The sequence below is a fragment of the Streptomyces sp. NPDC055243 genome (assembly GCF_044544025.1).
Lineage (GTDB): Bacteria > Actinomycetota > Actinomycetes > Streptomycetales > Streptomycetaceae > Streptomyces.
Window position 1 is genome coordinate 1 of record NZ_JBITWR010000035.1, and the last position, 11099, is coordinate 11099.

Consider the following 11099-nt stretch of genomic DNA (forward strand, 5'->3'; position numbering starts at 1 on the left):
CCCCCAGGCCATGTCCTCGACAAGGGGAGGTAGTCATGCCAACTCCGAAGGCCGGTAACCCCGTTGCGGGGCTACGAAAACGGTAATGGGGGGGGATACTGATGAAGTCTCTTGTTGTGCAGATCGTCGTGATTGTCGCGGCCTTCTGCATTGTTCTCCTCGCCCTCGGATCTGGCTTCGGGGTGGTGGAGTTGGGCATCTGGGGAATTGCTCAGGTCGCTCTCATCGACGTCAGAGAGCGAAGACCCGCCGTGCGTTGCCGGACAGGAACAGCTCCGTGGTCTGCTCGTCCAGGTCCAGTTCCGCCAGGTGCTCCAGCGCCTTGGCCGGCGTGATCATGGGGTAGTTGGAGCCGAACAGCACCTTCCCGCGGCCCCGGCCGCGCAGGTAGTCGACCAGCTCGGGCGGGTAGCGGCGGGAGGTGTAGGCGCTGGTGTCGATGTGGACGTTGGCGTGCTTGTCGGCCACCGCGATCATCTCGGTGGTCCAGGGGTATCCGATGTGGCCGCAGACGATGGTCAGTTCGGGGAAGTCGAGCGCGACCTGGTCGATGTACGGGATGGGCCGGCCGGTCTCGGACGGGCGCAGCGGACCGGTGTGCCCGACCTGGGTGCAGAACGGGATGCCGAGCTCGACGCAGGCGGCGTACAGGGGGTAGTACAGCCGGTCGGTGGGAGGGAGTTGCCACAGCCAGGGCACGATCCGCAGGGCCACGAAGCCGAGTTCCTCCACCGCGCGGCGCAGCTCCCGCACGGCCCGGACGGGTCGGGTGAGGTCGACGCCGGCCACTCCGCGCAGCCGTCCGGCGGACCGGGCGACGAACTCGGCCACCTCGTCGTTGCTGATCAGCGGCCCCTGCGGCCCGTACCAGGCGGCCGAGAGGCCGGTCTCGACGTCCGCCGCGGCCAGCGCGGCCACGGTGACCTCGACCGGCAGCGGCTCCTCCAGCAGCTCCATCCCCGTCCACCGACGCAACGACTCGAACATCTCGTGGTTGGAGTGGCGGAGCGTGGGGTGCTGCATCCACGCGTCGACGACCGGCACAGGCTCCCTGCCTCTCTCCGTACGCCGCCGCCGGGCACGCCACCGACAGCGGCTAAGCGACCGCTTACCCGGGACGATAGCCGCAACGCGCCGTGCGCAGCCACCCTTTGGGCAAGCGACGACAGGCCGCTCCCTTCCGGGCCCTGGTTACGCTTCCGCTGTGGATCTCTACTTCGACCCCGTGGCCCGGCTCGGCGACGCGCGCCCGTTCTTCCGCGGGACGTGGCCCGACCGGAAGTGGCTCAACGTGCCCGGACCCTTCTACGGGGCGGACACCGACAACTGCGGCACGGGCCGGATCCACGCGCCGGGCCTCGTGCTCTACGAGGGCGAGTACTTCACCGAGTACGTCTACCGCCAACCGCGAACGCCGGACGAGCTCCGGCAGTTGGTCGACGCCGCCGAGGCGGAGGCATTCGGCGGCTACGGCTGTGACGGCGACGCGCACTGGACGCCGACAGCCGTACGGCAGTGGTGGCGCGACAGGGGGCAGATCCGCCAGTACCTCGCGGAGGGGCGCGAGAAGTGGGAGGCGGACGACGCCACATCGGGTCAGGGCACAGCCGCTGCCGCCCGCGACTACGCCGCGTACCTCGACGGCGAGTCGGCCGCGCACCTGCGGATCTATCTCTTCTGGCTCGAGGAGCGCCGCTCCCCGGTGCCGGGGGAGCGACTGCCACAGCTCTGAGGGAAACCCTGCCGGGCCCGGTGCAACACGCCAACTGACCTTTCATGCCGGAAAGTTGATGTAATCGGAAGGCATGCCCAGTACGCTCCGTGCGACATCGACCACCCGCCGCACAGCGGCCACTTACGGCACGGGGGTAAGCCGGTGAGCCGGGAGCTGGGATTCGAGGGGCTCATCGAGGACGGCGGGTTCTTTCCCAGGCTCCTCGGCCGGAACGCCCGGGGGCGCGACGAGAAGCTTCTGTACGGGCCCGACCTGCCCGTCGTGCTGCTCACCGGCGGCCCCGGCATGGGCAAGCAGCGGCTCCTGGAGCTGCTGCGCGACCGGTTCGGGCGCAAGGTGCCGGTGGCGTACGTGGACTGCGCGGACGCGCGGTACGCGGAGGAGGCCGCCCGGCGGCCGCCCTGCCGCTCGGAGACGACGGAGACGATGTACGACGTCGCCCTGCGCATGAGTGAGTGGGAGGGGCCCGGCGGGGCGCTGCCCACGCCCCGCTTCTTCGCCGGGATGGCGGCGGTGGCGGCCGGCGCACGGCTGCGGCGGCGCGAGCTGGAGCAGGAACTGGCCCGCTACCGGGCGCTGTTGCAGCCGCGCAAGGCGCTCGGCCGGTTCATGCGCAACGTGCTGACCGGCTACCTCTCCGCGCTCGCCGGGGTGGTCGCCCCCGCGGCGGCGCCACTGGTGGGCGCCGCGCTCACGGAGTTCCTGGAGAAACTGGCGAGCACCGGCGCCGAACCGGTGCGCGCCACCTACGGCGACTATCCCGGCGCCGCGGGCAGCGCGGGTACCGGCCTGCGGCTGCTCGCCCACGACTTCCAACAGGGCGGCGAGGAGAGGAAGTTCGCGGAAGGCTTCCTCTTCCGTGCGCTGCGCGAGGACCTGGACGCCGCCTACACCGGAATCGGCGCCGCGCTCACCCGGGTCGGCCGCCCCGCCGTACTGCTCCAGCACGCCAACTGGCCGGTGGGCCGGGCACTTCTGGCGGCGGCGCTCACCGACCGGGCCGACGGCCACCGCGAGCGCACGGTGCTCGTGGCGAGCGAGCGGATGGCCGAACCGCTGTTCCTGGCCGACGAACCGCGCACCGAGGGCCTGGCCGGCTACCGGCCGGATCAGGACGAGCCGCCCGGCTGGCAACGGCTCATCGCACGCGGCCGGTTGGGGCAGGGCGTGCTGCTGGTGCGGATGCCGCGGCTGACCACCGAGCACATCCACAAGGAGCTGCAGCAGCACACGGGTGGCGCACCGGAGGCGGCGCGGCTGCGCCGGGCGCAGAGCGCGGTGCACCGGCTGACCTGCCGTCGGCCGCGGATGGTGCAGCGGCTGGTCGAGGCGGCCGGGGAGCTGCCGGAGCTGGACAACGACCGCGAGCTCCTCGACCAGCCCGCGGGGCTCGACGGGGAGCCGCGCGCCGTACGGGACGTGCTGCTGGCCGAGTTGGTGCTCCGACAACTGCCCGAGCGGCTGCCCGTCGAGCACACCGACCGCTGGCTGGACCTGCTGACCCAGCTGTCGGTCGCCCACACCGGGGACTGCGCCCGAGCCCTGCTGCGCGGCCCGCAGCTGGAACAGCTGGCCGGCGGGCTCACCGCGGACGAGGTGGGGCGCTATCTGCTCGAAAGCGGCTGGCCCGTCTGCGAGCGGCACTTCATCGGCGACTTCGGCCTGCGGCAGCTGCTGATGAGCAGGCTGCACGGGCCGCCGGACGCGGGCGGCGAATGGCGCCGCAACCACAGCCTGCTGCACGCCCACTACCGCAGCCGCCCCGAATCCCCCGACCGGGCCTTCGGCACCACAGCGGCCCACGGCCTCAACCACGACCTGGTCGCCAACGGCCCCGAGCGGGCCGTGCACCACCTAGCCGCCAAGTTCCCGTTGGACGGAGTGGGCGCGGAGGAGTGGTGCGATCAGCTGCTCGCGCTCGCCCAGGCCCCCTCGCCCGGCGGCCACGACGAGCGGCACGCGCGCATGAGGGTCGCCCGGGTCGACGGCACCAAGCTGGAGCGCCAGCTGGACGAGCTGCTGCACGCCGTGTGGCTGTGCGAGGAGCGCACCCGGCCGCCGGACATCGCCGCGGCGGACCGCATGGCGCAGCTGCTGCGGGAGCTGGCCCGGGAGTACGCCGGGGCCGCGCCCGTGCTGACCGCGCGGGCCGGTCGCTGGGATCGCCGCGCCCGCAACCGGCAGCCGCTGCAGTCCTGTTCCTGTACGGCCCACATCGGAGAGGGGAACTGAGCGGATGTTGCAGAGCGCCGCCGACTGGCTGCACGAGCAGCTGTGGAACACGCTCCTGAAGAAGATCATCACCTGCGCGGTGGCGGCCCTCCTCGCGTTCGGGGCGTACGTCCTGGTCTCACGGCTGACCGAGGGGGCGGGCAGCTGCGCCGACGGCGTCACCGAGTCCGGCGGCGAGTGCATCGGCGTCAACGGCTCCGGCTACGACTTCGGGGAGCCGGAGATAGCCCCGGTCGCGGCCCGGATCGCCGAGGAGAACCGCCGCATCGATGAGCAGCCGCACGTCACCGTGGCGATGATGCTCCCGCTCCAGCCCGATTCGCGGGCCGAGCGGCGCCAGCTGCGCAGCGAGCTTCAGGGTGCCTTCCTGGCGCAGTACCGCGCCAACAGGGAGCCGGGGAAGCCGGTGGTGCGCCTGGTCCTGGCCAACCCCGGCAAGGACTTCCTGCGGCAGGACGAGGTGGTGCCCGACCTGGTGCGGATGGCCCGCTCCGAGCGGGACAACCTGCGCGCGGTGACCGGGTTCAACCTCTCCCTGGACGCCACCAGGGAGGCGGTGCACAGCCTCACCGAGCAGCAGGTGCCGGTCCTGGTGGCCAGGGCGTCGGCGAGCACCCTCGCCAACCGGGAGAGCAAGGACGGAACGTACGACTTCAGGGGCCTCGCCCGCATCATCCCCACCAACGAGGAGCAGGCCCGGGCGCTGGCCGCCTACAACGGCAGCCGCAAGGACCGCCAGACGGTGCTGGTCCGCGACACACGCCCCGACCCTTACGTCCGCTCACTCGCCCGCGCCTTCCAGCGGCTCCCGGAGGACGGCCCGCCCGGCCCCGACGACATGACCTTCACGTCCCCCGGAGTCGCCGACCCGGGCGACGTCGACAACCAGTTCCGGCCGACCGTCAACACGATCTGCAACTCGGGCGCGGACACGGTCTACTTCGCGGGCCGCTCGACACATCTGCGGCTGTTCCTCAAGCGCCTGGCCAAGGAGGCCTGCGCGGAGCGGAGGTTCACCGTGGTCTCCGGCTCGGACGCGGCCTCGCTGAACAACCGGATGACCGACGCGGACTGGGCCGAACTCCGCGACAGCTCCGGCACACCCCGCCTGACCGTGCAGTACGCGGCGCCCGCCCACCCCGATTCCTGGCGCACCGAGGTGCGGGAATGGCAGAAGCGCGAGGAGAACCGCACCGGCAAGAAACCGCCCGCCTCCAAGGCCCCCGGCTCGCTGCGCGACCCGATGGCCGAGCTGGCGGGACTGGAGGCCACGGTCACCGCCCTGAAGGCGGCGGACCGCGACATCGGCGAGGTGCAACTGGGCGACTCCCGCACCATGATGGTGCACGACGGGGTACGCACCGCGGTCGAGGCGATCCGCGGCGCGAAGCCCACCGGGCAGCCGACCCCCTCCGCCGAACAGGTGGGCAACCGCTGGGCCACGATGCAGTCGAAGAACCGCGTGAACGGCACCAGCGGCCGCATCTGCCTCACCAAGGCAGGCAACCCGTACGACAAGCCGCTGGCGGTGGTCGAGCTGAAACCGGGCACGAAGGCGGGCCCGGGCACACTGGAGTTCGTGGGCCTGGCCTGGCCGACGGGCAGACCACAGCCGGAGGACTGTGTCGTACGGGGCGGCTAGAAGCTAGAAGGAGGAGGCGGCGGCGGGGCGTCAGTGGATGACGTCGAAGACGTTCTTCTGGAGGCCGTTCGCGTATGCCTCGTGCTCGACGAGCTTCAGCCTCTGGGTGTCCTTGTCCGTGTCGCTGAACAGCCGCTTGCCCGCGCCCAGCAGCAGCGGGAAGACGAGCAGGTGGTAGCGGTCGATGAGACCGGCGTCGGAGAGGTTCCGGTTGAGGGTGGCGCTGCCGTGCACGATGATCGGGCCGCCCTCGGTCTTCTTCAGGGTGGCCACGTCGTCGAGGGAGCGCAGGATGGTGGTCTCGCCCCAGTCCGACACCAGGTCGCCGTCGGTGAGGCTGGTGGAGACGACGTACTTCGGCATCACCTTGTAGTCGGCGAACTCCTCCATGCCCGGCCAGACGGGGCTGAACGCCTCGTAGCTGACCCGGCCGAGCAGCAACGCCGCGGCCTCCTGCTGCTCCCGGCCCTTGATCTCGTACGCCTCCGGGACGAACTCGATGTCCTTGAAGGTCCATCCGGAGTTGCGATACCCGGGCTCGCCGCCCGGAGCCTCCACGACGCCGTCGAGCGAGACGAAGGCGGTGCTGATCAACGTACGCATCTCAAGATCTCCTGGTTGATTGTGGCTCTGCCGCTTGCTGCCGCTTCATCTTCGCGGTCACAGGGGTACTGACTGCGGCATACGCGGGAACTCATCGGTGGCGGCCGGCGCGAACAGGGTCACCTCCAGGCGGAATCAATGCTTCCAGCGCCGAGCGGTCCTCAATCACCCGTTCGTGCGACAAGGCTGGGCAGGGCCCCGGGAATTCGACCCGGCCGCAGAGCGCATGCGCGGCCTGATTCCCTATGGGCATGGTCGTCTCGGAGGTCGGAAAGGCGTTGTCCGCCCCTGCCCGCTCGTTCTACCCTGGCGCCGAGGCCCGCCCCCAGCCCCCGGAGCGGCCCGACCGCACCGCTCACGCTCCGGCGCCGGGCGGCAGGCGCGTCGGCAACTCAGGCTGCCGGTTCCGTACTCCTTGCAGCGGACGCACGGACACCGGCCTGTCCCACCGGTTGTTGCACCAGGGGGCCACTCCCGCGGTTCCCCGGTCAGCAGCCGGTGCGGACACCTGCTCCTGGGGCGTCAGGGGGAGCCTGCCCCCGGGAGCGCCGCGGCCGCCGCCGCCGAATTCGGCGGCGGCCGCAGGCTCCGACAGCACTGTCCGCTGCCTGGAGCACACCCCGCATACCCGCCATCCACGGCCCGACACCCCTCTGCGGCGAGCGGGCGCTCGAAGTGGTGCGGTGAGCGGTGGCGTGATGAGTGGGCGGGCCGGGCCGCGGGGAGCAGTCGATGTCGGGCTTGCCATGCTTCGTCCGGTGCCGATCGTCTTCCCGCTGCCGCTCATGGGATGAGCAGCGGATACGGTGCACTGGTGACTGATGGGGAGGGAACGGTGCCCGGGACCGCGCTGCTGATTGCGGCGGCGCCGGTCGGCAAGGCCCGTATGGTGGATGCGGCCTCCGTGCTGCCCGTGCTCGCGGCGGTGTCGCCCGCGGTGCTCGCGGGGACCGCGACGGCGAGCATCGTGGAGCTGGCGGACCCGCTGGACCCGCAGACCGTGCTCACCCGGCTGCGCGCGGCCGCGATGGCGCCGGGGCCTTTGACGGTGTACCTGGTCGGGCAGTTGCATCTCGATCGCCGTCAGCAACTCCAGCATGTGGCGCTCGCGCGGACCACGGCGGCGACGGTGCGCTACACCGGATTCCCTTGGCACTGGATCGCCCAGGAGCTGCGGCTGCGCGCGCCGGGCAGCACGACCGTCATCGCCGATCTGCACGCCGACACGGACAGCTGGCTGCAGTTGGCGCGGCGCCCCCTGGAGGTGGGGGCGGGCGTGGCGCTGTACGGGCGGATCGCCCCGTCGCCCGGTCGGCGTGCCGTCGCGACGCCCTCGTACATGAAGGCGCTGGCCACGGTCCTGCGCAGCGGACACCGGCCGCCGCTGCCGGACCTGCATCAGCACGTCGCCGCCCAGGTGTTGGAGGAGAGCGCGACCGACATCGTGCTGTCCGCCGACCCTGCCGCCGCTTTCCACGCGGGCGGTCACGGGGGTATGCCCAACTTGGTGCCGGTGCCCGCCCAACAGCAGGGCCCCACACCGGGTGCGAGCCCTTCCGCGCCCCCATCCACGACGCCGCCGACCACCGCTTCCGACCCGCACGCGGCCATCACCAAGGCCGTGGAAGCGGGGCGGCACGGCGAGGCCGCGGCCATGGCGGCGGCCTGGGAGCGGGAGGCGCTGCGTACGCACGGGCCCTCCTCGCTCGAGGTGGTGCACTGGATGGAGGTCCGCGGACATCTGGCGATCTTCGCCAAGGACCCGGCCCGCAGCTGCGAGATCTGGCTCGCCGTGGTCTCCACCCGCATCACGGCAGGCCAGGCCCCCGACGCCCCGGACGTCGAGGCCGCCGCGGACCTGGCCCACCACCAGTGGGAGCAGATCCGCGACCCGGACACCGTGCGCGAACTCGGCCCGGCGCTGGTCGCGTTGCGACGCCGTGTGCCGGGCCGCCGGCGCGGCACGGTGAACCTCGTCCAGCAGCGCCTCGTGCAGTTCCACACGCAGGTCGGCTGAGCGCCGGGTGGGCGACCAGGCGCCCACGCCCACCCGGACGGGCGTCTAGGCGCCTGTACCCCGACCCTCGTGGTTCGGTGCGCCGAACCACGACGGCAGGCGGTCGAGCAGATCCTGCTGATCGTCGCCGACCCACGCCACATGGCCGTCAGGCCGCAGCAGCACGGCAGGCACGTCCAGTTCCTCGCTGACGTCGACGACATGGTCGATCCGGTCGGCCCACCCGGCGACGGAGAGCCTGCCGGTCTGGTCGAGCAGCAGGCCGCGCCCCTCGTGCATCAGCTCGTAGAGACGGCTCTGCTTCAGCTGTACGTCCCGCATGCGCAGGCCGAGCAGTTCGTGGCCCTCGCCGAAGTCGTAGCGGACGTCGACCGCGGTGATCATCCCGGTCACGTACCGGTTGACCTCCTCGAAGTCCATCAGCTTGGAGAACAGCTCGCGCAGCGCGGTCGCACCCGGATCGGTCCCCAGGAGCGTGATCTGCGCGCGGGTGTTGTCCAGGACGCGGGCGCCCACCGGGTGCCGTTCGCCGTGGTAGGTGTCGAGGAGCCCCTCCGGCGCCCAGCCGTTGACCGCCGCGGCCAGCTTCCAGCCGAGGTTGAACGCGTCCTGCACACCGAGGTTGAGCCCCTGCCCGCCGGTCGGCGGGTGGATGTGCGCCGCGTCACCGGCCAGAAGGACCCGGCCGACCCGGTAGCGCTCGGCCTGCCGTGTGGCGTCGCCGAACCGGGAGAGCCAGCGCGGCGAGTGCACGCCGAAGTCGGTGCCCGCGATCGCCTGTAGCCGCTGCTTGAAGTCGTCGAGCGTCGGCTCGACCGCCCGGTCCTCGGCGACCCCGTCGGCGGGGACGACGACGCGGTACAACCCGTTCTCGCTGGGCGCGATTCCGAAGCGCAGCTGGGTCCTGCGGACTTCCTCGACGACGGCGGTGATCGTCGCCAGGTCCGCGGTCAGCTCCATCTCGCCGAGGAGCGTCTCGACCGTGGCGGGCAGGCCGGGGAAATCGACGCCGAGCAGCTTGCGCACGGCGCTGCGGCCGCCGTCGCACCCGACGAGATAGCGCGAACGAAGCTGGGTGCCGTCCGCGAGATCGACACTCACCCCTTCCTCGTCCTGGCGCAGCCCGACCACTTCGCTGCCGCGCCGGATGTCGGTGTCGAGCTCGACGGCACGCTCGTGGAGCAGCCGCTCGGTGACCGGCTGCGGAGTGGCGACGCCGTACGGGTGGCCCGTGTCCAACCGGTCGGGCCACGGCTTCATGATGCCGCCGAACAACCCGCCGACCTGGAACTTCTCATTGACCGCCAGGAACCGCTCCAACAGGCCACGCTGGTCCATCACTTCGACGCTGCGCGCGTGCAGGCCCTGCCCGCGGGACTGCGGGGTCGCCTCCGTCAATTTCTCCAGCACGACGGTGTGCACACCGTGCAGGCGCAGCTCGCTCGCCAGCATCAGACCGGTCGGACCGCCGCCGACCACGATTACGTCAATCACTTGAGACCCCCATTCACGAAGTTGGTTTCGACGTTGAGGACGTGCCGGAATGGCGACGACAACACACGCACTTCGTGACTCTCATTTCGCTGAGTTCTGCCTTAGGCCGATGATTCTGCGGTATGACCCGGGTCTTGCCGCAAGGCCCCCCATGCGCTATAAGTTGAGAGTGGCAAGGAGCGCGGACGCTCCTTGCCTTTGTTGTGTGCGGCCCCAAAAACCGTTGACGATGCGTCTCATGGCGCGTCTCATGGCGTGTCGAGCATGCGCCGGGCGCCATCCAGGACCGGCTTGTCGACCATCTGTCCGTCGACCGCGGTGACCGATTCCCCGGCTTCCAGGACGGACCGGGCCCACCGCAATTCCCGCCTCATGCGTACGTCACCTCGGCGGTGGCGTGCCGGGCTTCGCGGTGGGTGGCGATGCGCAGCTCGGCGCGGTCGTCGGAGGGTGTGCCGCAGGCCGCCAGGTGCTCGCCGGCGAACACCGGCCGCCGGAGCCGGTAGGACAGCGTGGCCACCCGCCGTGCGGGGGCGTTGCGGCGGGCCAGTTCCAGCATGAGCAGGGCCAGCAGCGGGCCGTGCACGACGAGGCCGGGGTAGCCCTCTTCGCCCCGGCAGTAAGGGGCGTCGTAGTGGATGCGGTGGGCGTTGGCGGTCAGGGCGCTGAACCGGAAGAGCAGCGTCGGGTCCGGGCGCAGGGGCAGCTGCCAGGGTGCGTCGGCGTCCGGGAGCGCGGAGGTGTCGAGGACGACGGGGTGCTGACCCGCGGTGCGTCCGGAGCGGTAGACGATGTCCTGTTCCTCGACCAGGCAGGCGCGGCCGTGCTGGCGGAACTCGCGGCGCTCGGTGACGAAGAGCATCTCCCCGGTGTGGCCGTGCTTGGCGGTGACCGAGCTGAGGCTGCTGACGCGTTCGGCGGGCTCGCCCAGGCGCAGCGGTTCGGTGATCTCGCAGCGGCCGCCGGCCCACATGCGCTGCCGGTGGGGGAGAGGGGGCAGGAAGTGGCCGTGCAGGGGGTGACCGTCGGCGCCCAGTTCGCGCTGTGCGGGGAAGCCCAGGAAGTAGAGCCACTGCCACAGCGGAGGGAGGGAGCCACCGGCTGTGGCGGCGGCGTCGGGCAGGTCCAGGGCCGCCGAGAGGGCCGCCACCGGGGCGGGGTCCAGGCGGTCCGCGTCCGTGACCGGGCCGGGGTTCCACGTGTCCACGTACGAGCTGAGCGGGGGCGGGGTGGGGTGCATCGTCTCTCAGTCCTCGATCGGGGTGTGTCCGCGATGGCGGCGGGGGGGTGCCCCTATCTGTTTGGTCAAGCCGGGTGAGGATGGTCGGCATGACGGATCGTGATCGGTTGGGGCGGGCGGCAGTGCACTATGCGGC

The 11099-nt window shown here is 71.5% G+C and carries 9 protein-coding genes; 4 read left to right on the forward strand and 5 right to left on the reverse strand.

The window, feature by feature from the left end; translation table 11 throughout:
- Positions 1-231: 231 nt before the first annotated feature.
- Complete coding sequence (locus ACIGXX_RS43895) at positions 232-1044, reverse strand: amidohydrolase family protein (protein WP_399984856.1); 813 nt, start codon at positions 1042-1044, stop codon at positions 232-234.
- 160 nt (positions 1045-1204) lie between these two features.
- On the opposite strand from ACIGXX_RS43895, the gene ACIGXX_RS43900 reads away from it, so the two are divergent.
- The 3 genes from ACIGXX_RS43900 to ACIGXX_RS43910 all read left to right on the forward strand — a co-directional run bounded on the left by ACIGXX_RS43900 (position 1205) and on the right by ACIGXX_RS43910 (position 5609).
- Positions 1205-1732: a ferredoxin gene (locus ACIGXX_RS43900; protein WP_351171509.1), complete on the forward strand. Its 528-nt coding sequence runs from the start codon at positions 1205-1207 to the stop codon at positions 1730-1732.
- A 144-nt stretch (positions 1733-1876) separates the two neighbouring features.
- Positions 1877-3967 carry a hypothetical protein gene (locus tag ACIGXX_RS43905; protein WP_351171506.1) on the forward strand — a complete coding sequence of 697 codons (2091 nt, stop codon included), beginning with the start codon at positions 1877-1879 and terminating at the stop codon, positions 3965-3967.
- 4 nt (positions 3968-3971) lie between these two features.
- A complete protein-coding gene (locus tag ACIGXX_RS43910) occupies positions 3972-5609 on the forward strand; it encodes an ABC transporter substrate-binding protein (protein WP_399984859.1) in 1638 nt (545 codons plus the stop codon).
- A 30-nt stretch (positions 5610-5639) separates the two neighbouring features.
- Here the strand turns inward: ACIGXX_RS43910 and ACIGXX_RS43915 are convergent, their stop codons facing one another.
- Positions 5640-6212, reverse strand: a complete 573-nt coding sequence (locus ACIGXX_RS43915; RefSeq protein WP_351171500.1) for a dihydrofolate reductase family protein — start codon at positions 6210-6212, stop codon at positions 5640-5642.
- An 835-nt stretch (positions 6213-7047) separates the two neighbouring features.
- Here ACIGXX_RS43915 and ACIGXX_RS43920 point away from each other — a divergent pair.
- Positions 7048-8229, forward strand: a complete 1182-nt coding sequence (locus ACIGXX_RS43920; protein WP_399984865.1) for a hypothetical protein — start codon at positions 7048-7050, stop codon at positions 8227-8229.
- A 45-nt stretch (positions 8230-8274) separates the two neighbouring features.
- Here the strand turns inward: ACIGXX_RS43920 and rox are convergent, their stop codons facing one another.
- From rox to ACIGXX_RS43935, 3 genes are all read right to left on the reverse strand, one after another.
- Positions 8275-9723: a rifampin monooxygenase gene (gene rox / locus ACIGXX_RS43925; RefSeq protein ID WP_361471613.1), complete on the reverse strand. Its 1449-nt coding sequence runs from the start codon at positions 9721-9723 to the stop codon at positions 8275-8277.
- A gap of 248 nt (positions 9724-9971) precedes the next feature.
- On the reverse strand, positions 9972-10097 hold the full coding sequence (locus ACIGXX_RS43930; protein WP_399984861.1) for a hypothetical protein: 126 nt from the start codon (positions 10095-10097) through the stop codon (positions 9972-9974).
- Positions 10094-10963, reverse strand: coding sequence for a hypothetical protein (locus ACIGXX_RS43935; RefSeq protein ID WP_399984863.1), 870 nt, complete (start codon positions 10961-10963; stop codon positions 10094-10096). Before ACIGXX_RS43935 ends, ACIGXX_RS43930 begins: the two co-directional genes overlap by 4 nt.
- Positions 10964-11099: the final 136 nt, after the last annotated feature.

Coding starts and splice junctions, on each gene's coding strand:
- ACIGXX_RS43935 (WP_399984863.1), bottom strand. CDS start 10,963: ATGCACCCCACCCCGCCCCCGCTCAGCTCGTACGTGGACACGTGGAAC.
- ACIGXX_RS43915 (WP_351171500.1), bottom strand. CDS start 6,212: ATGCGTACGTTGATCAGCACCGCCTTCGTCTCGCTCGACGGCGTCGTG.
- ACIGXX_RS43930 (WP_399984861.1), bottom strand. CDS start 10,097: ATGAGGCGGGAATTGCGGTGGGCCCGGTCCGTCCTGGAAGCCGGGGAA.
- ACIGXX_RS43910 (WP_399984859.1), top strand. CDS start 3,972: ATGTTGCAGAGCGCCGCCGACTGGCTGCACGAGCAGCTGTGGAACACG.